The sequence below is a fragment of the Winogradskyella sp. SM1960 genome, from assembly GCF_020179375.1.
In the GTDB taxonomy this organism is placed as follows: Bacteria; Bacteroidota; Bacteroidia; order Flavobacteriales; family Flavobacteriaceae; genus Winogradskyella; species Winogradskyella marina.
The window spans coordinates 642,385-662,558 of record NZ_JAICBG010000002.1 but is presented as its reverse complement, the minus strand read 5'-3'; the positions used below and the strand labels follow the sequence as shown (position 1 = coordinate 662,558).

Sequence of the window (20,174 nt, the reverse complement as noted above, 5' to 3'; positions counted from 1 at the left end):
ATGTCGAAACTACAATATATAACAAGACCTTCATCGCTAAAAGAAAATGCACCACTTTTAATTATGTGCCATGGTTATGGTAGTGATGAAAATGATTTGTTTTCATTTGCTTCAGAATTACCAGAAGAACTAATGATTATGTCGTTACGAGCACCTTATGCCATGCAACCTTATGGAAATGCTTGGTATGCCATTAATTTTGATGCAGACAAAGGGAAATGGAGCGATAATGAACAAGCCAAAGCATCAGTAAATTTAATTGCAGAATTTATTGATTATGCGTGTAGATCTTATGCTGTAGACCCAAATAATGTAACGCTTTTAGGCTTTAGTCAAGGTACTATTTTAAGCTATGCTGTGGCCTTAACATTTCCTGAAAAAGTTAAAAACATTGTTGCTTTAAGTGGTTATATAAATGAAGATATTTTACCAGATACCATAGAAGATCGTACAGTTTCTCACTTAAACTTCTTTTGTTCTCATGGTTCTGTAGACCAAGTCATACCGGTAAGTTGGGCACAAAAAGCACCAGCGTTTTTAAAGGCTTTAGGTATTAATCATGAGTACACTGAATATCCTGTTGGACACGGAGTTGCACCACAGAATTTTTATGATTTAAAGGCTTGGTTAAAGAAGTACATTTAAACTTTCAAGCAATAAAAACAGAACTTTATCCTATCTTAGGATATAAGAAATACTCTGCCAGTTTATATTTTAGGTCGTTGTTTTCATCAATAGTATAGGTGACAAATATTTCTCCCCAAAATTCGCCATCTGTAAAATTCGCAACAATCCATTTGTGATTCATCACTCTCACTTTATTAATCACTAATTTAGAATCTGTCATAGATACATAAGGTACAATTGGGTGATCTTCACCTTCGTAGTCATTTAAATCATAAAGTCCATCTATGATTGCAGGAATCAATTGTTCTGTATCGTAACCCAAGGCTTCAAAATAAGATAACGCATCTTCATTTCTATCAATGCTAAAGTAGCTTAATTCAAAATTCTTATCTTCTAAAGCTTTTATGGTTTTTTCCTTTTCGAGAAGTTTAGCTTTTACTTTAACAATATCTTCTTCGTATTTATCAATAATATTCTTTGAATTCACATACTGAAAAATAAGTAACAGCACCGAAAAGATAAATAAATACATTAAAATTTTATTCTTCATATCTATATGGTAATTTGTAAATTATCGTAAGCTAAAAAAACGTTTTCTGGTAATAGTTGTTGAACATCATCATGAAAACCTAACAAATGACTAATATGCGTTAAATAGGCACGTTTAGGCTTTACTTTAGCAATAAATGCTAATGCTTCTTCTAAGTTGAAATGGGAAATATGTGGTTTAATTCGTAAGGCATTCACCACTAAAACATCTAAGTTTTGAAGTTTTTCAATTTCAGAATCTGCAACGGTTTTCATATCTGTTAGATAGGCAAAATTATGAAAGCGGTAACCAAATACCTGAAGCTTATAATGTAAACCTTCAATAGGAATAACCTTGAGATTTCCTGCTAAAAAAGGCTCATTTTTAACTTCTGTTGTCGTGACACTCGGCACTCCTGGGTATTTATTTTCTGTGGTAAAAATATAATCAAACCGTTTCTCTAAAGCTTTAAAAACACGTTGATGCGCATACAAAGCTATATCACCTTGTCTAAAAAAAAACGGACGAATATCATCTAATCCCATGGTGTGATCGGCATGTTCGTGTGTAAAAATAACACCATCGATTTTGCTCACCTTAGCATTAAGCATTTGTTGTCTAAAATCGGGACCACAATCGACTACAAACGTATACTCATCCCATTCTACTAATACAGAAACGCGCAAGCGTTTATCTTTAGGATTTTCACTTAAACACACTGGATGGTCGCTCCCAATTATGGGAATTCCTTGCGATGTACCTGTTCCTAAAAATGTTACTTTCAAAACTCTTAAATTTCTAATACAACCCTAAATTGTAAACCTCGCAAAAAAGCATTCTATTTTCCGTTGTATTTCACTATATAGAAAAAAAATGCCTTATTGATTTGTTATATTTTCAATTCGGAATTGTGATGACAAAAATAAACTTATTTTTTTGTTTGCAATAGTAAAACTGTACCTTTGCTAAAACGACGCAAACCCAATATCTATGGATGACATAACGTACACTGGAGATTCAGATTTCGAAAATATTCCTTCTCTAGCAGACAAAGCTTTACGTATAAATCTTAATGCTGATATTTACGGAACCTTTTCTGAAATTGGCGCAGGACAAGAAACTGTACGTCAATTTTTTAGAGCAGGAGGAGCGTCTGGAACCATTGCTAAAGCTATGTCTGCTTACGATAAAGATTTTAGTGATGCGATTTACGGTATCGAAGATGATAAACGCTATGTCACAGAAGCCAGACTTCGTAAAATGCTAAACCACGAAGTTAACTTAATGGAAAAGCGTATAACGAGAGATAAACATCCTAACAAAATATTTTTCTCTTATGCGAATACAGTGGCTACCATAGATTTTGCAAAAAAATTTAAAGGTCATGGTTGGGTTGGAATTAAATATCAGGTTGCTCCTAATCAGCCTTATAATGATATAATTATCCACGTTCGTTTTAAAGAAACTGATGCGCGTTTACAACAAGAAACATTAGGTAAATTAGGAACTAATTTAATTTATGGTGCATTTTACAAATACAACCAACCTAGAAAATTATTACGATACTTATACGACCATTTAGATAAAGACCAATTAGAAATTGATACCATTAACTTCTCAGGTCCAGTATTTGAAAATATAGATAACCGTTTAATGAGCTTACAACTGGTGAAAAACGGCATGACAGATGCCGTTATGTTTGCGCCAGATGGTAATAATGTATTACCTGCTCGTGTCCTTTACAAAAAGAACATTTTAACGCTTAGAGGAAGTTTTAGACCTGTGACTAAGGTAAATATGGACATGTTAGAGAAATCTTACGAAATGTTCGTAAAAGAAAATAAAGTTGACAAAGAAAAAACGCAAGTTGTTTTTGAAATTACGCTTTCTAACCTAAGAGCGGAAGGTGAAATTGACGAACAAGACTTTATGGATCGTGCGAAACTGCTATGTTCATTAGGACAAACGGTATTGATTTCAAACTTTCAAGAGTATTACAAATTGGTTGAATACTTCTCTCAATATTCTAGAGCAAGAATGGGCTTAGCAATGGGTGTAAATAACCTCGTTGATATTTTTGATGAGAAATATTACCGTCATTTAAGTGGTGGTATTTTAGAAGCTTTTGGAAAACTATTTTACAAGGATTTACGCGTCTACTTATATCCAATGCAAAACGACGATGGCAGCTTAACTACTAGCGAAAATCTTAAAGTTCATCCACGTATGAAGGAACTCTACAAGTTCTTTAAATATAATGGTAAAGTTGTAGACATTACAGATTACGATATCTCTAACCTCTCAGTGTTCTCTAGAACTGTCCTTAAAATGATAATGGATAATGAAGAAGGATGGGAAGCAATGTTACCAGAAGGTGTTTCTAAGTTAATTAAAGAGAAAAGCTTATTTGGTTGCGAATCTGAAGAGGTGATGCATGCGAGCTATAAAGAATCTAGATCTTCTCGATAATTCATTAGTGTGGAGCAATAAAAAAACGGCATTCGGAAAGCCTTATCTGTTACGATTAAAACTCCACACCTAAATTTCATTATTTATATTATTATAGGCTTCGTTTCAAACGAAACTGTAAATTCATTTTACATAAAAATAAGTTGTGTAATAATGTATATTGGTAATAATATAACGAGCGAAAATTTAATCATATAACCAAAGAAGCTCGGCATTTTAATCTTATTGTCTTCTGCAATTGATTTTACCATAAAATTAGGACCATTACCAATATAAGTAAGTGCACCAAAAAACACAGCACTAGTAGCAATAGCACTAAGAATATGCTCTGCTACATTGGCAACTAACGGAACACTATCAGCATACGGAATATTTGCTGCTACACTATGAAAAGCGACTGCTGTTGGTGTATTATCTAAAAATGCACTCAGAAAACCCGTAGCATAATAATAATGCCATGGATCCGTAAGTCCCATAGCTGGAGCGTGTTGCCTAAGGTATATTAATGTAGGAGTCATAGTAATAAATATACCAATAAACACCACCGCAACTTCTGCAATTGGTCCCCAAGAAAATTTATTACTTTCTCGTATCTTTTTAGACGTTGTAATGAAAGCCAGTATTGTTAATATAATAAGTACTATTTCTCGTAAATGAACAAGCCAAAACGGAGAATTTTCATCAGCCATTTCAGGAATTGTATCAGAATTAATTAAAGCTACAGAAAAAACAACACCAAGTAAAAAGATGAAATTAATTGCTCCTGTGATACGAATAGGTTTAATTTCTACAGCATCAGCAATTAAATTTTCACGTGGCTCCTTTTTATAATAATAAGAATCAATAAAATAATATATAATAAGGAGTAATGCTCCTACAAAAGCCCACTCTGGAAGTAAACTAAAAAACCATGTAAAGCTAGCGCCTCTTAAGTACAACATCAACAATGGTGGATCTCCAAGAGGAGTTAATAAGCCACCACAGTTAGCAACTGCAGCAATAAAGAATAAAATAGTATGTACACTAAATTGACGTTGTTTGTTGATGGAAATTACTGGTCTAATTAATAACATTGCAGCTCCTGTAGTTCCCATAAATGAAGCCAATAGGTATCCAATTCCTAAAAACAGTGTATTTATTTTGGGTTTTGCTTTAATATCTCCACTGAGATGAATACCTCCCGTTATAACAAATAAGGATGTTAGCAAAACAATAAACGGAATGTAATCACCTATCACTTGATGACTTAAGTGATCCGTTAAATCCATGTAAACCAAATACGCTATTGTTGGTACACTTAGCACTATAGATACTAATAACTTATTCCGATTATTTTCCCACCATTCTTCGGCAATAAGAGGTCCTATTGCGATGGCTAATAGGATTAAAAAAAACGGAATTGAGGGCCAAAGTGGTATTTGTTGCACTAATTCTGGACTACTATTGATTAATAACATAAGGGGAAATTAAAAGACAAATTAATCTCGTACTAAGTTAAAAAGTTAAGTTTTAAAATCGCTTAGTATTCTTTTATTTTTATGTTAAATAATGCCTAATGGCACTAATAAGCAAAAATCACAAATACAACGTTTTGATTATCAATTCGTAAGAATACATGATAGTACAAAACAAAAAGCTGTACTTACTAAGTTTTTAATTTAGATTGGTCTAATCTAGTGTATAAAAACACTAATTTTAGTGGTCGTTTTTTTCGGACATAGTAAAATACGATAGCGTTTATTCCATAAACATTTAACTATTTAAAGATTATGTAGCTTTTAAATAGAATTGAAACCGTTTAATATAATGTATAAATGGAAATGATTTGAAGAATAATTACCCTTCTAATATCTGATCAGTGTGAGCCTTCGTCTTTACTTTAGTTATCACATCTGAAAGAACTCCATTTTCGTCTATTACAAAAGTCGTTCTATGAATACCATCATACTCTCTACCCATAAATTTTTTAGGTCCCCAAACTCCAAAAGCTTCGATAACAGATTTATCTTCGTCCGCTAATAGTGGATACTGAAAATCGTATTTATTTTTAAAATTAGATTGTCGTTTGGCACTATCTGCACTAACTCCTAAAATCTCATAGCCTAAAGACTGAAAACGCTCATAATTATCATTAAGGTTACAGGCTTCTGCTGTACAACCAGGAGTGCTCGCTTTCGGGTAAAAGAAAACAACTAACTTTTTGCCTTTATAATCCGATAAAGAAATGGTACGGCCTTGTTCATCTTGTGCTGAAAAATCTGGTGCCTTATCTCCTACTTTTAAATGTGTCATAATTACGTAAATTTGTATTTCATCTTTGATTACGTAAAAATACAAAATGACTAAACAAGAAAAAGTTAATTTCGTTATAAATACCTTGTATAAATTATATCCTGAAATTCCAGTGCCCTTGGACCATAAGGATCCTTATACATTATTAATTGCCGTTTTAATGTCTGCTCAAAGTACAGATGTACGGGTGAATAAAATTACTCCGTTATTGTTTGAACGTGCCGACAATCCGTACGACATGATTAAGCTAAGTGTAGAGGAAATCAGAGACATTATAAAACCCGTTGGCTTGTCGCCAATGAAAAGTAAAGGTATTCATGGCTTATCTCATATTTTAATTGATCAGCACAATGGCGAAGTTCCTAAAACTTATGAAGCTTTAGAAGCACTACCAGCAGTAGGTCATAAAACAGCTGCTGTAGTATTATCACAAGCTTTTGGTATTCCTGCATTCCCTGTAGATACACATATTCATCGTTTAATGTACCGTTGGAATTTAACGAATGGCAAAAACGTAGTACAAACCGAAAAAGATGCCAAACGTATTTTCCCAGAAGAACTTTGGAACGATTTACACCTTCAAATTATTTGGTATGGTAGAGAATATTCGCCGGCTCGTGGTTGGGATTTAGAAAAAGATATTATTACCAAAACTATTGGAAGAAAGTCCGTTTTAAAAGACTATTATAAAAAGAAAAAATAGTAAAACTTGGAACAATTATTGAGGTGTTACAACAAACCTTCAATCTATGAAAAATCTCATCGTTCTCTTTTTTATTTTAGTTTTCACCTCTTGTATTCCGGTAAAAATTGCGCCTAAGTTTAAGAATCAGGATTACAAAATAATGCAAGCTAAAAAGTTTCAAAAACACATGCCTAGAGAAACTGCTTTCATATTTAAAGACCCTAAAAATGCTGGTGATTTCTATAATTATATCAATAAAAAATTCAAACTAAACGGAAAAGATGTTGGCTATAATGTCCCGTTTCAACTTGAAGGACAAATCTTGTATTTATCATATCATGAAGCAGAACGAACAGATGAAAGCATAAATCTTCCATTGGCTGTAATTGATGCGAAACGAGAAAGCAACGGCAACTCGCGTTTATTTGAAGGTAACTATTCAAACAGAACAGGTCATTGGTATATTTTACTAACGGTTTATGACGAAAACATCAAAAACTGTTTAAGAGATAAACATCTTTTAAAGGCTAAAACAATTGAATATTTAAAAGGACTACATCAAGAATACCTTACCACTCAAAACTACGAAGAGTTACTACTAACAAAAAAATCCTGATGTTTTTCACATCAGGATTTTTCTATTAATTAAATTAATTTAGAAGTGCTTCAAACTTCATTTTATTATGCCCTAGAACACTTAACGCCTTTGAATAATTCAAAAGAAAACGAATCGTCTCATCTTTTGGATTTAGGTTACATTGTTTTGGGGAAGCGTGAGAGTAAATTTTTGCCATTTTTTAGGTGTATTAGTTTATATATAGCAAAACGTACTTCTATACCCTTTATTGTATCAATTTGTTAAAATGATATTGTTTTGCTCAATGACCTTTCGCATATTAATTAATGCATAACGCATTCTTCCTAAGGCAGTATTAATACTCACTCCTGTTCTTTCTGAAATTTCCTTAAAACTCATGTCTTGATACATACGCATTAAAAGCACCTGCTTTTGGTCTTCTGGTAACTCTTCAATAATACGTCTCACATCAGATTCTACTTGGTCTTTAATAAGCACCTTCTCTGCGTTTAAAGCCGAATCGCTAAGTACAGAAAAAATACTGAATTCACCTGCATTATCAAATTTTGGCATGCGGTTGTTTTTTCTAAAATGATCGATCACTAAATTGTGAGCAATTCGCATAACCCATGGTAAAAATTTACCTTCCTCGTTATACTTTCCTCGTTTTAAGTTTTTTATAACCTTAATAAAAGTATCCTGAAAAACATCTTCAGTAATATCTCTATCAAATACTTTAGAATAAATAAAACTGTAAATTTTTTGCTTATGCCTTTCTATTAAAATCGAAAGTGCATTCTCGTTACCTTTAATGTAGTTGCTAACCAACTCTGCGTCTTGGATAAGTTCTTTTTTCATAATAATTACTTTAATGCCTAGTAGTTGCCTACTAAGTTTGGGGTTTCTAGCTGTTTTTTTTAAAGTAATATTATGCGATACGCAAATGTCTTTTTAAAATGAATAGATTTCAAATATAACAACATTCATTCCAATTATACAAAGAAAAGTGCTAAAATTTAACATTTTATCGGACAAAGTGCTCCTTTAATAGATATAAAAAGTACGAATTTTAAACGTTTTACTATTAGAGATAAATTGATAGACGCATTAATACTAGTATAAAGGTATAAACATATAAAACGAACCACTTAAAAAAACTTAAGTTTTAAGAAGTAAACCCAGTATGTATTCTTATTAATTAGTCAAGATCAAATCGTGGTTCTATTGCCTAATTGTATAACTGCCTTTTAACTAAAAAAAAGTCGCCATCTGTTTCAACGGATGAATTACAGCACATAGTTCAATCTTTACTGGCTAAATAGTATCTTTGCAAACTTAGATATCAAAATAACCTATGAATACCACTGTTTTAGACGTTAGCCCAAAGGAAAACATCATTATAAAAGGAGCAAAACTGCATAACCTTAAAAATATTGATGTGGTTATCCCTCGAAATAAACTGGTGGTAATTACAGGTTTATCAGGTTCCGGAAAATCTAGTTTAGCCTTCGACACCCTTTATGCAGAAGGACAAAGACGTTATGTGGAGAGCTTAAGTAGTTATGCACGTCAGTTTTTAGGTCGACTTAATAAACCTAAAGTCGATTATATAAAAGGAATTGCACCTGCTATTGCTATTGAGCAAAAAGTGAATTCTACAAATCCACGCTCAACCGTTGGTACAACAACTGAAATTTATGATTATCTAAAATTATTATTCGCAAGAATCGGAAAGACCTACTCGCCTATTTCTGGCGACGAAGTAAAAAAACACACGGTTTCTGATGTTATTAATTTTATTTCAAAATTTGAAGAACGCAGCAAATTATTACTCTTAGCTCCTATTATTTTAGAAGAAGGCAGAACCCTTGAAAATAAACTTCAAACTTTACAACAGCAAGGTTACGCGCGAATTAAAGTAAAAGATGAAGTGGTGAGAATTGATGATGCACTAAAAAGCAACATTACAGCTGATAAAAATATATTCTTAGTTGTCGATAGAATTGTGTTTAAAAACGACGAAGATTTTCTCAATCGACTAGCAGATGCCGTCGGAACAGCTTTTTACGAAGGTGTTGGTACTTGTATTATAGAATCCCTTTCCGATAAAAAACAAACGACTTTTAATAACAAGTTCGAAATTGATGATATGTCATTTCTTGAACCAAATGCGCATTTATTCAGCTTTAATAACCCTTATGGAGCTTGTCCTAAATGTGAAGGTTATGGCGATGTTATTGGTATTGATGACGACTTAGTAATTCCGAATACCGCATTATCTGTATTTGAAAATGCCATTTTCCCTTGGCGAGGAGAAAGCATGAGTTGGTATAGAGATCAGTTGGTCAACAACTCGCATCATTTTGATTTTCCAATTCATAAACCCTATTTTCAACTAAGTGCTGCACAAAAATCGCTCATCTGGAAAGGCAATAAATACTTTGAAGGCTTAGATGACTTTTTTGCTGAACTAGAATCTAAAGCGTATAAAATTCAGAATCGCGTTATGTTATCGCGTTATCGTGGTAAAACAAAATGTAATGTTTGTGAAGGTAAACGCTTACGAGTAGAAGCCAGTTATGTAAAAGTTGATAATGCAACCATTACAGATTTGGTAGATTTACCAATAGATGAATTAACCGTGTTTTTTGATAATTTAACGCTGAGCGACAATGATGCCAAAATCGCAAAGCGTCTATTAACTGAAATAAAAACGCGTTTAGGGTTTCTATCTAACGTAGGATTAAATTATTTAACCTTAAACCGAAAATCTAATACACTTTCTGGAGGTGAAAGCCAGCGCATCAACTTAGCAACTTCTTTAGGTAGTAGCCTTGTTGGTTCCATGTATATTTTAGACGAACCTAGTATTGGCTTACATCCAAAAGACACAGAACGATTAATCGACGTATTAAAATCGCTTCGAGATTTAGGAAATACCGTAATTGTAGTTGAGCACGATGAAGATATAATGAAAGCCGCAGATGCTATTATTGATATTGGTCCAGAAGCCGGAACTTTAGGAGGTGACGTTGTTGCCGTAGGCGATTTTAAAGACATTCTTTCTGCAGATACATTAACCGCAAAATACCTCAATGGTCAATTAGAAATTGAAGTGCCTAAAAAACGAAGAACTTCAAAATATAGTGTTGAAATTATAGGTGCCCGCGAGAATAATTTACAAAACATAGATGTTACGTTTCCTCTCGAAATGCTAACCGTTCTTACTGGTGTTTCAGGTAGCGGAAAAAGTACTTTGGTTAAAAAAATTCTTTTTCCTGCGATACAAAAGAAATTAACAGGATTTAGCGATAAAATTGGTCAGGTTTCAGAAATAAAAGGTAACCACAGTAATATTAAGCATGTAGAATTTGTAGATCAGAATCCTATTGGTCGTTCATCTAGATCAAATCCTGTGACTTATATTAAAGCTTACGATGATATTAGAGCCTTGTTTGCGTCTCAAAAACTGAGTAAGATTAGAAATTATGCTGCCAAGCATTTTAGTTTTAATGTCGATGGTGGACGTTGCGAAACCTGTAAAGGTGAAGGTGAAGTAACTATTGAAATGCAATTTATGGCAGATGTGCATTTAACCTGCGATACTTGTAATGGTAAACGCTTTAAAAAGGAAGTCTTAGAAGTTAAGTTTGATGGTAAATCTATAGACGATATTTTAAACCTAACCATTGATGATGCCATTGAATTTTTCAAAACAAATATTGAGGCTAAAATTCAAAAAAAGCTACAACCACTTCAAGATGTTGGTTTGGGCTACGTGACTTTAGGGCAGTCCTCTTCTACCCTTTCTGGTGGTGAAGCGCAACGTATAAAACTAGCCACGTTTTTAGGAAAAGGTAGTAAAAGTGATAATGCACTTTTTATATTTGATGAACCAACCACTGGCCTTCATTTTCATGACATCAAAAAGTTATTAAAATCGTTTCAAGCATTAATTGCCAAAGGCCATTCAATAATTGTAATTGAGCATAATATCGATTTAATAAAATGTGCTGACTATATCATTGATTTAGGACCTGAGGGCGGAAAACATGGAGGACAACTCATTGCTGTTGGTACACCAGAAGAGATCGCAAAAAACAAGAACTCAATAACAGGGAACTATTTAAAAGAGAAGTTATAAGATGGATTTACCAAAAGGTTTTCACGATGAAGTTAATGAAGCTAAAGAAAATACTCATAGTGCTAAAGACACTATAAAGTCTAAAGTTTCAACCTCACCTTTAAAGCCTGGTGGAGCAAGTTTTAAAACCAATGTTTTAACTCAAGCAAATTCCTCGAAATTAATTTACAAACCTTCAATTGGAGCTGCTATATTCAGTTTTATATTTTTTGCTGTAGGCTTCGGTGTTTTATTTTTTGCACTATTCCCCTTATTTAAAACCAATATTGAGATCGTTTCAATCAATTGGTTTCTAATCCTATTTGGATTACTATTTTCTAGTGCTGGTGGTTTTATGTTTTATAAATTTTACAAACCGAGAGTTTTCGACAAGCAACAAGGGATTTATTACACCACGTATAAATTCAATCTGCACCAATCGAGAAAACAACAATCTGATGATTATTTACCCTTAAAATCAATTGTTGCTATTCAAATTATAGGAGAACACATTCAAAGTGATGATAGTTCTTACAAAAGTTTTGAACTGAATTTAGTATTAGACGATGCTTCTAGAAAAAATGTCGTAGACCATGGTAATTTAAAAACCATTATTAGAGATGCTGAAGTGTTGAGTACATTTCTTAACGTTCCTATTTGGCATGCTGGTTCTATTAATGACTAGACTAATAAAACAAAAAAGCAAAAAGTCCCATAATGAATACTGCTGTTGGAATTACAATGGCCATAAATGTAAATGTAGCTACACTACTTTTAAACCAACTTAAAAGCCACCCTTGATCATAAAACCGTTTTAATGCCTTCATTAAATAAATAAAAGTAGATAAAGCAATAAGAAAGTCTAGCCAATTTGGAATATCCCAAATGAGATTAAGACCGAAGATGACACTAAAAACTATAAACAAATATGAAAAAAAGTAAAAACTAAATACTAAATGGTGTGTGTATGTTCCTTTTTTTAAATGCAATAATTTAATTATTAGTGCAAATAATGGCAATAAGAAAAATAGAGCAATCGGTACGGTGTCATAAAACGCTTGTAAAATAGTCCCTCCATCTCTCGCTTTGTAAAACTTAAGTGCTTGAGCATACATTTTTCTCGTAAACCACCCATCGCCGTCATCCATTCCCATGGATTTATAAATTTCTTCATCAGAAGCCTTTAACGCTATTAAAGAATCAATTTTACGCTCATTAAGGCCAAACGAAACATCTGTATTTTTAGGGATCTTTTCTAGAATAGCTATAGAATCCTTATCCGACATATTAGTCAGCCATTGATTATCCTCTAGTGCCTTTCTTATTTCAATTCTAGTTAATGAATCTTCAAGTTTTAAAGCCCGTTCTCTTTCTTTAACTTCAACAGAATCTAAACTGGCCACGTCTACGTCTGACACTAAAGTTTTTTTGAGTTCTCGGTTTAAAGAATCGGTTTGCTGCCGTACGCTAAACGAAAAAATAAAAAAGAAGACTACCGAAATAAACAAATACATCTGTGCAGGATGTAAATACAATAAACGTTTTCCTTTTATAAACTGCCCTGGCAAATAGCCAGGTTTGAACATTAAAGGAAAAAAGCTTTTAAAAAAACGTGCATCAAATGAAAAGTAATTACTAATGGTATTGTAAAATAATACACCAATGATAAGTTTATCATTTGCTTTTTGCCCACAATGCGGACAAAACTGAAAACTGGCATCAAAAGGTTGTTCACAATTTTGACAATTAACTTGATTCGGTTTCATGGTTGCTGGTTGGTCTTGGCTTAAAAGTAATAAAATATACCACATTATTAATATTTATAATAAAATGGAACATAACACTTGAAACAGTTTTTATTTAACAATAACCATAAAACACTACGAAACAGCATATTGTGTTTTTGGCACGTTGTTTGTTTTATACTAAACGAGTTTAATTTAAAACCCAATTATTATGAAACGAATTATATATTTATTTGCAGCTTTAGTCGCTTTTAGCACAACTGCATTCGCAACCAACACAACAACGACAGAAGCAGACGCTTCAATTAATAATTATGTGAGAGGTTATGGTAATTCTTTCATATTTAATGAAGCTGGTATTGAATTTTCTGTGTTCGCCGATGGTCAGTTTGATTTTTATTTACCAAGTCATGGTCCAGATGTAAGCGTTAATATTAACAGACCTGGTTTCAGTTTAAGTTTCAACACAGGTTATAACTATAACCCATATGTTCAATATGATAGCTTCGGAGCTATTATCCAAATTGAAAACACACCAATTTATTATGATTATTACGGTCGTGTTAATCAAATAGGAAACATCTTTATTAACTACAATAGTTTTGGTAGAATTAGCAGACTTGGTGGACTTAATGTATATTATAGAAACAATGTATTTTATAGGTATGATGGTTATATTAACATATATAATAGATCTTATGTTTATAGACCTTGGCACCGATTTTATGCAGCGCCACATAGTAACTATAGTGTTGTTCACATTAATCCATACAGACAATATTATACACCTGTAAGACATATTTATTACAGACCTTATACTAATAATGTAAGACATTATAATATCGGAAGACGTGATAATGGATATGCGGTAAGAAGAACAACAACGACAACTAGACGTACTGTTAGCTATGCACAGACTCCAAGAAATAGTACAGAACGAAGTATTAGAACTCGTGTAACACGAAACAATGCAACCATTGCAAGTACAAGAGCTACACGTTTAAGAAAGAGTAATGCAACGGCAACAAGAACAACACGCAGTTCAAGTGTGACAACGAGAACAGGTACAAACCGAGTTTCTAATGGTGCAACTACTAGTCGTTCAAGTTCAAGAGTTGCGACTCCGACAAGATCAAACTCTGCAATAAATAACAGAGCTACTACGACGCGTACTATTACTAGAACAACAACTCCAACAAGAACGATACGCAACAGTAGTGCAACAAGTTCTAGGAGTGTAAATAATAATGTGACCAGAAGCAATTCTTCTGTGTCTAACAAAACAAGAACTACTTCGGTAAGAAAACCGAAAACGACAAATTCTCGTACATATACCAGAACGTCGCCTAGCACAAAACAACGAAGTACAGTTCAGAGTAGAAGTAAATCATCGTCTGTAAAAGCCAGATCTAATACAAGTAGAACAAGCAACCAAAGTTCTACAAGATCTAACTCAAGACGATCTAGAGGATAAAAAGTTTTTTTGGTTGGTTAGGAGTTCCCGTATGACGTATGCCTCAAAGCACCTTACGGGAATTTCTTATTTTAAAAAGTATCTATAGTTTTAGGTACTTTTTTATTTGTGCTGAAATATCCTCAGAAACATTCAACTTATAAATAAGGCTGAAATAAACACCACCAATTAATCCCGATTTTAAAACAATGTTTACTACAGGATGAAATGGAAAATCCCAAAAGTAGAATACCAATGATAACACAACTAATGTTAAGACAATCTTAGTTGAACCCATTGTAAATGGCAGCATATTAAATTTCTGTTTTACAAATATAATTTTGATTGAATTATAAATAAACACAGCTAAAAACGTTGCAAAAGCAGAGCCTTCAATACCATAAACAGGAATAAAAATAGCGTTAAGCACAATAGCCATTATAGCTAATAACACACCAAAAATTAAAACCATTTTGTAATAATCACTATTAAATAGAATGGCATTATTATTTCCTAAACTGTTATCATACAGTTTTGCTAAACTTACAATGAGCACCACAAAAAGTCCACCCGTAAACTCTTCTGGAAGGATCTCATAGAGCTGATTAATATTCAAAATAATGAGCAGAAAAATAAAACCACTCACTACCAAAAGTGTCATCGAGCTTCGTTTGTATAAATCTTCTAAGGCAACATTATCCTTTTCATTTAAATATTGAGCCGTTAGAGGCAGCATAATTTGGTGCATAGCACGTTGAGGCACTGCAATAACTGTTGCGATAAAAATAGCAACACTATAATAAGCCACTTGCTCAATATCTGGCAACATTAAGCCTATCATAAACTTATCAATATCTAGAATAAGCATGGCTACAGAACCTGCAATAATCATTAATCCCGAATATTGTAAAATAGATAAGTGATTCTCTAATTTTTGAAACTTTAACTTTGGAAACCTTACCGAATAGGCATATAGTTTCATAATTACCATTCGCAAAACATAGACACTAACAAGTCCGTTTATAAATTGATCAACCGACAACCAATCAAAATAAACTGCAAAAAGCAATATCATAATACATACACGATGGAAAATCTCCTTCATTAAATTCCCAAAAACGGTTTGCATTTGCACTTTTGTCCACGCAAAAAATATTTCGAAATAAGCCATTGCAATGGCTAGAATAAAAATATGCCAGACATACTTTTCTACAATTTGGTTTTCGTTTGACAGCCAATTAACTATTGAATCATAAGCTAAATAACCTATTAAACCCGTTGGAATTATAAACAAAAAGGGTAAAAATAACATCAGTGTTAAAAAACTATTGATACTGTTTTTAGATTTAAAAGACGAATAAAATTTAACAATAGCATTATGCACTCCAAAGGCCATAAAAGGCATCATAATATTAGCTGCAGACAATAAAAACGCAACTAAACCATAGTATTGATCCGATAAAAAATTAGTGTAAAGAAAAAGTGTATTAATTGCACCAATACCGAAGCCCAAATAGGTGGTAATAGTGTTTTTAAATGATTGGTTTAATACAATTCCCATAGAATTACAAATAACAACTTTAAAATATCAAATTCCAAAATGACTACTGAAAAATTATAAAACTAAACTGGAAGGTTTTATTTAATAGCAAAAAGAGCTTTAATAAATTGGGCTTAACGCACTATAAAGGTTTTTGAAACTCACGTGTTCAGAAGCTCTAAACTACCATTTTTTATTTCGTTTTTCACACCCCTAAAGTCCCCTCAAGGGGACAGTCTCACTGTTGCGAATAAAAATCTAAAATATTTTTATTAATTATTAACTTGAGGCGACATTAAGTATGTAATATCAACTTTGCCAATTTCTCAGTCAAGGTTTTTCTGCTATAAGGTTGTAAACCGATAGCATTTACTTTTAATGTGTTGTTTTGAAACGCTTTAAAATAACTTAAAAGCTGTGTTTTCAATTCCGCCTTTTGATTGTAATTAAAATAACTTCCTGTGTTGGTTGATTTTATGATTTGCTCTACGTCAGCATCTTTTGGACCAAGGGCTAATATTGGTGTTTCAGAAATAAGATATTCAAACACTTTTCCTGGAATGATCGCTTTGGTGTCTTCAGAATCGATTTCAATTAACAATACTAATTGTGATTTCATTTGAAATTGTATCGCTTCATCATGACTCACATAACCAACCACATCAACATGATTTTTTAATCCATTTTGATGAATAGATTCTACAACATCATCACTAACGACACCAATTAATTGTAATTTAAAAACTTCTGAAAAGGCTTTATGTTCTTGTATTAATTCTGAAAGTGTTTCCCATAAAACCACAGGGTTTCGTTCTGATAATAACGACCCAATATGCGATAAAGTAAAAAGCTCGTCCTTCCCTTCTACTCTAATATTATGCGCATCGTAACCATTAGTAATAACAGAAATCGGTTGTTTTGTTTTAGTTTGAAACTCGTTTTTGGTGTGATTGCTTGTGACAATAATTTGGTCTGCTGTATGTAAAACATTTTGCTCTAACGCTACATGCTTTGCTTTTGAAGAATCCGTAAGTTTTAAATCCTTATGATAACCTATAGTGGTCCAAGGATCTCTAAAGTCCGCTAACCATTTTACACCTAATCTTGCTTTTAGTTGTAAGCCTATGAGATGTAAACTGTGCGGTGGACCTGTTGTAATTATGGTTTCAATGTGATGTTCTTTGATATAATTAGATAAAAATTCAACCGAAGGTTTTATCCAATTTTTACGAGCATCTGGAATAAAATAATTCCCTCTAACATAAAGCATTGCTTTTTCAATCAAAGATTGCTTTTTAGCTTTTGGAATAACTCCAGAACTTATTTTTTTAGATTTTCCTTTTGAAAATACACTCGCCAAACCATAAGGTTCACTGATAGGTTGTTTTAAAATTGTAATGTCTTTAGGAATCTCGTTTACCAAACTTACATCCATAATAGGATAATTTGGATTTTCAGGACAATACACAATAGGTTCAACACCAAAATCAGGCAAGTACTTCACGAATTTTAACCATCGTTGTACGCCTGGACCTCCTGCTGGTGGCCAATAATAGGTTATTATAAGTGCTTTTTTTTTACTCATGTTTGTCATTCCTGCGAAGGCAGGAATCTATTTTTTAGTTATAGATAATGGATTCCTGCCTTCGCAGGAATGACAATCAATCTTTTCGCTTTTTCATCTCAAAAAACAAACCAGCTAATAGCAATAGTCCTAAAACCGCAGAACTCGCTAAAGCAATTTTACTTCCTATTTCTACAACTTGTGGTTCAAACTTAAATTCTATGGTGTGATTTCCCTTTGGTAATTCTAATGCTCTTAACACATAGTTCACGCGGAAATGTGGTGTTAAGTTACCATCAATGTAGGCATTCCATCCTTGTTCATAATAGATTTCTGAAAATACAGCTAAACCTTCACTTCTATTATTCGATTCGTATTTTAAATAATTAGGTTTGAATTCTTTCAACTGAATAGAAGCCGTAGAATCTACTGGATATGCTGTTTTTAAATTATTTCCCGTCTGAACCGATTGCTCTAAAACTGCTGTGGTCTTTGTATTCAAACTGTCTAATGCTAAAATCTCTTGATTGGCATTAGCAACAACTTTTAGGTTTGAAACAAACCAAGCGTTACCGTTTGCATCTGTATTGGTATAAGGAAATATTTGGCCTTGTTCTTCGGCAATAATGTATTTAGTGTTCAGCATATTAAGAACATCCATGTTGTTTTTATACACATGAAAATCTAATAACTCTTCTGAACGCCCCAATTTAGCAGCACTATAACCCATTAAAGAATTATGGTAATATGCCGCTTTTGCTGGTAATCTTTGACCTTCGTTAGACATATCTAACACTCTAAAATGTCCTTTGTCATTCAGTATTTCTTTATCTGCAGAATTAGGCTGATATGGTTTATCGACCTTTAAAGCCGACACAAAATTGTCGTTATTTACATATTGCTTATCAACTGAAACTAAATCAAACAGTATTAAAACAGCAAACACAACTACCACTAAATTCTCTGATAGTTTCTTTTTCAAGAATAGGAAAATAGTTCCTGCCGATAATAACACTAATATTAAAGTTCTTAAAGTGTCAGTAGTCATTAAAGATTTTCTATCTTCAATAATAGCGTCCATAAAAGGTTGTCCATATGCACCAATATATTGGTCATCTCTTAGGCCTTCAAAATCAAATAACGTGGATTTAAACAATAAAAAGATAATCGCTAAACCAGCTGTAATTCCTACAGCATACTTTAAGGCTTTTAGTTTTTCTTCATCTTTTTGATAGTCATTAAACAAACGAACTAATGCAAAAACACCCAAAACAGGAATACACAATTCTAATAACACCTGTATGGAACTTACCGCTCTAAACTTGCTATACAACGGCACATAATCAATAAAGAAATCGGTTAAAAATCCTAAATTTTTTCCATAAGACAATAAAAGAGATAACACTGTACCGCCAACAAGCCACCACTTTAATCGGCCTTTAACTAAGAATAATCCTAAAACAAACAGGAAAATAATCACTGCGCCAACATAAGCTGGTGCCTCTACAATGGGCTGATCTCCCCAATACATTGGTGCGTTTCTAGCCGCATCTAAGGCTTCAATTGGCGAAGCGCCCAAATTGATATAAGCGTTGTAAGTTTCAGAATCTTTACCGACATCTTCGTAATTTCCACCTCCCATAAATTTTGGGATGTAGAGGTTAAACGTTTCTAAAATGCCGTAACTGTATTCCGTAATATACTCTTTGCTTAGTCCGGTTGTGGTTTCTTTTTCAGATCCATCAGGATTAATGGTTAAATCACTTTGACCACGCGCACTTTCCTTCACGTACTCTTGGGTTGCCATAATATTAGTGGCATTGAGACCAACGGATAAGATGGCTGCGACAGACAATAAGCCAACGGACTTAAAAAAGTGTGGTAACACCTTCTTTTTGTAAGCATCAATTAAATACGCTAAACCTAAGACTAAAACTAATAGCAACAAGTAATAAGTCATTTGGAAATGATTCGCAACAATTTCTAATCCTAAAGCTACAGTCGTTAATAAAAACCCGAGTATGTATTTCTTTCTAAACGTGAGCACAATTCCTGCTAAAACTAATGGCATATAGGCAATGGCATGCGCTTTAGAATTATGACCAACACCGAGAATTATAATAAGATACGTAGAAAACCCAAAAGCCAAAGCACCAAGTGCCGCGAGTTTAAAATCTACTTTTAGGGACAAGAGCAAAATATAAAATCCTATAAAATATAAAAATAGGTAATCTGCAGGTCGAGGAAGAAAACGTAACGATAAATCGAGTTGTTTTATGTAATTATGCGGATATTTTGCGCCTAATTGATAAGTTGGCATACCACCAAAAGCACTGTTAGTCCAATAGGTTTCTTCACCAGTAGTCTTAGCAAACTCCTTTTGTTGCTCTGCCATACCAATGTAGTGCATAATATCACTTTGGTTTATTTTTTTGCCTTGTAAAACAGGACTAAAATAGGCTAAAGATAAAACCACAAACCCTATTAAAACTAAGAGATGTGGCAATAAACGTTTTATAGAAAATGACATGCGAATACTTTAAGTTGAATGATTCTGAAAAGTAGTTATT

Annotated in this window: 16 protein-coding genes; 7 read left to right on the top strand and 9 right to left on the bottom strand. The window is 33.0% G+C overall.

The window, feature by feature from the left end; genetic code table 11:
• On the top strand, window positions 1–645 hold the full coding sequence (locus tag K1X16_RS08760) for an alpha/beta hydrolase (RefSeq protein ID WP_225035804.1): 645 nt from the start codon (window positions 1–3) through the stop codon (window positions 643–645).
• Between the two features lie 25 nt (window positions 646–670).
• Here K1X16_RS08760 and K1X16_RS08755 read toward each other — a convergent pair whose 3' ends face one another.
• Window positions 671–1,177 (bottom strand): hydrolase, encoded by a 507-nt coding sequence (locus K1X16_RS08755; protein WP_225035803.1) that lies wholly within the window; start codon window positions 1,175–1,177, stop codon window positions 671–673.
• A gap of 2 nt (window positions 1,178–1,179) precedes the next feature.
• Window positions 1,180–1,941, bottom strand: a complete 762-nt coding sequence (locus tag K1X16_RS08750; RefSeq protein WP_195872295.1) for an MBL fold metallo-hydrolase — start codon at window positions 1,939–1,941, stop codon at window positions 1,180–1,182.
• Between the two features lie 205 nt (window positions 1,942–2,146).
• Between K1X16_RS08750 and K1X16_RS08745 the strand changes: the two genes are divergently transcribed.
• Window positions 2,147–3,625, top strand: a complete 1,479-nt coding sequence (locus K1X16_RS08745) for a TonB-dependent receptor (RefSeq protein ID WP_195872296.1) — start codon at window positions 2,147–2,149, stop codon at window positions 3,623–3,625.
• Window positions 3,626–3,753: 128 nt separating this feature from the next.
• On the opposite strand, the gene K1X16_RS08740 is transcribed toward K1X16_RS08745, so the two are convergent.
• Window positions 3,754–5,082 (bottom strand): sodium:proton antiporter, encoded by a 1,329-nt coding sequence (locus tag K1X16_RS08740; RefSeq protein WP_225035802.1) that lies wholly within the window; start codon window positions 5,080–5,082, stop codon window positions 3,754–3,756.
• Window positions 5,083–5,461: 379 nt separating this feature from the next.
• A complete protein-coding gene (gene bcp / locus K1X16_RS08735) occupies window positions 5,462–5,917 on the bottom strand; it encodes a thioredoxin-dependent thiol peroxidase (RefSeq protein WP_195872298.1) in 456 nt (151 codons plus the stop codon).
• A gap of 46 nt (window positions 5,918–5,963) precedes the next feature.
• On the opposite strand from bcp, the gene K1X16_RS08730 reads away from it, so the two are divergent.
• Together K1X16_RS08730 and K1X16_RS08725 are read left to right on the top strand one after the other, a co-directional pair.
• Window positions 5,964–6,620: an endonuclease III domain-containing protein gene (locus K1X16_RS08730; protein WP_225035801.1), complete on the top strand. Its 657-nt coding sequence runs from the start codon at window positions 5,964–5,966 to the stop codon at window positions 6,618–6,620.
• Window positions 6,621–6,666: 46 nt separating this feature from the next.
• The gene (locus K1X16_RS08725) at window positions 6,667–7,218 is read left to right on the top strand and encodes a hypothetical protein (protein ID WP_225035800.1); all 552 of its coding nucleotides are present in this window, start codon (window positions 6,667–6,669) and stop codon (window positions 7,216–7,218) included.
• Window positions 7,219–7,452: 234 nt separating this feature from the next.
• On the opposite strand, the gene K1X16_RS08720 is transcribed toward K1X16_RS08725, so the two are convergent.
• Window positions 7,453–8,037: an RNA polymerase sigma factor gene (locus K1X16_RS08720; protein ID WP_195872301.1), complete on the bottom strand. Its 585-nt coding sequence runs from the start codon at window positions 8,035–8,037 to the stop codon at window positions 7,453–7,455.
• A 496-nt stretch (window positions 8,038–8,533) separates the two neighbouring features.
• Between K1X16_RS08720 and uvrA the strand changes: the two genes are divergently transcribed.
• Window positions 8,534–11,323 carry an excinuclease ABC subunit UvrA gene (gene uvrA / locus K1X16_RS08715; RefSeq protein ID WP_225035799.1) on the top strand — a complete coding sequence of 930 codons (2,790 nt, stop codon included), beginning with the start codon at window positions 8,534–8,536 and terminating at the stop codon, window positions 11,321–11,323.
• Between the two features lies 1 nt (window position 11,324).
• Entirely contained in the window at window positions 11,325–11,987 is a 663-nt protein-coding gene (locus K1X16_RS08710) for a hypothetical protein (protein ID WP_225035798.1), read from the top strand.
• 1 nt (window position 11,988) lies between these two features.
• Here K1X16_RS08710 and K1X16_RS08705 read toward each other — a convergent pair whose 3' ends face one another.
• Window positions 11,989–13,113 carry a DUF3667 domain-containing protein gene (locus tag K1X16_RS08705; RefSeq protein ID WP_225035797.1) on the bottom strand — a complete coding sequence of 375 codons (1,125 nt, stop codon included), beginning with the start codon at window positions 13,111–13,113 and terminating at the stop codon, window positions 11,989–11,991.
• 145 nt (window positions 13,114–13,258) lie between these two features.
• Between K1X16_RS08705 and K1X16_RS08700 the strand changes: the two genes are divergently transcribed.
• On the top strand, window positions 13,259–14,521 hold the full coding sequence (locus K1X16_RS08700) for a hypothetical protein (RefSeq protein WP_225035796.1): 1,263 nt from the start codon (window positions 13,259–13,261) through the stop codon (window positions 14,519–14,521).
• 82 nt (window positions 14,522–14,603) lie between these two features.
• On the opposite strand, the gene K1X16_RS08695 is transcribed toward K1X16_RS08700, so the two are convergent.
• The 3 genes from K1X16_RS08695 to K1X16_RS08685 all read right to left on the bottom strand — a co-directional run bounded on the left by K1X16_RS08695 (window position 14,604) and on the right by K1X16_RS08685 (window position 20,134).
• Window positions 14,604–16,061, bottom strand: coding sequence for a polysaccharide biosynthesis C-terminal domain-containing protein (locus tag K1X16_RS08695; RefSeq protein ID WP_195872305.1), 1,458 nt, complete (start codon window positions 16,059–16,061; stop codon window positions 14,604–14,606).
• A gap of 274 nt (window positions 16,062–16,335) precedes the next feature.
• The gene (locus K1X16_RS08690) at window positions 16,336–17,625 is read right to left on the bottom strand and encodes a glycosyltransferase (RefSeq protein WP_225035795.1); all 1,290 of its coding nucleotides are present in this window, start codon (window positions 17,623–17,625) and stop codon (window positions 16,336–16,338) included.
• A gap of 76 nt (window positions 17,626–17,701) precedes the next feature.
• Window positions 17,702–20,134, bottom strand: a complete 2,433-nt coding sequence (locus K1X16_RS08685) for a YfhO family protein (RefSeq protein WP_225035794.1) — start codon at window positions 20,132–20,134, stop codon at window positions 17,702–17,704.
• Between the last annotated feature and the right edge of the window lie 40 nt (window positions 20,135–20,174).

Excerpts from the sequence above, each read along its gene's own strand:
- K1X16_RS08760 (WP_225035804.1), top strand. The coding sequence starts at position 1 with ATGTCGAAACTACAATATATAACAAGACCTTCATCGCTAAAAGAAAAT.
- K1X16_RS08755 (WP_225035803.1), bottom strand. The coding sequence starts at position 1,177 with ATGAAGAATAAAATTTTAATGTATTTATTTATCTTTTCGGTGCTGTTA.
- K1X16_RS08745 (WP_195872296.1), top strand. The coding sequence starts at position 2,147 with ATGGATGACATAACGTACACTGGAGATTCAGATTTCGAAAATATTCCT.
- K1X16_RS08740 (WP_225035802.1), bottom strand. The coding sequence starts at position 5,082 with ATGTTATTAATCAATAGTAGTCCAGAATTAGTGCAACAAATACCACTT.
- bcp (WP_195872298.1), bottom strand. The coding sequence starts at position 5,917 with ATGACACATTTAAAAGTAGGAGATAAGGCACCAGATTTTTCAGCACAA.
- K1X16_RS08730 (WP_225035801.1), top strand. The coding sequence starts at position 5,964 with ATGACTAAACAAGAAAAAGTTAATTTCGTTATAAATACCTTGTATAAA.
- K1X16_RS08725 (WP_225035800.1), top strand. The coding sequence starts at position 6,667 with ATGAAAAATCTCATCGTTCTCTTTTTTATTTTAGTTTTCACCTCTTGT.
- K1X16_RS08720 (WP_195872301.1), bottom strand. The coding sequence starts at position 8,037 with ATGAAAAAAGAACTTATCCAAGACGCAGAGTTGGTTAGCAACTACATT.
- uvrA (WP_225035799.1), top strand. The coding sequence starts at position 8,534 with ATGAATACCACTGTTTTAGACGTTAGCCCAAAGGAAAACATCATTATA.
- K1X16_RS08710 (WP_225035798.1), top strand. The coding sequence starts at position 11,325 with ATGGATTTACCAAAAGGTTTTCACGATGAAGTTAATGAAGCTAAAGAA.
- K1X16_RS08705 (WP_225035797.1), bottom strand. The coding sequence starts at position 13,113 with ATGTGGTATATTTTATTACTTTTAAGCCAAGACCAACCAGCAACCATG.
- K1X16_RS08700 (WP_225035796.1), top strand. The coding sequence starts at position 13,259 with ATGAAACGAATTATATATTTATTTGCAGCTTTAGTCGCTTTTAGCACA.
- K1X16_RS08695 (WP_195872305.1), bottom strand. The coding sequence starts at position 16,061 with ATGGGAATTGTATTAAACCAATCATTTAAAAACACTATTACCACCTAT.
- K1X16_RS08690 (WP_225035795.1), bottom strand. The coding sequence starts at position 17,625 with ATGAGTAAAAAAAAAGCACTTATAATAACCTATTATTGGCCACCAGCA.
- K1X16_RS08685 (WP_225035794.1), bottom strand. The coding sequence starts at position 20,134 with ATGTCATTTTCTATAAAACGTTTATTGCCACATCTCTTAGTTTTAATA.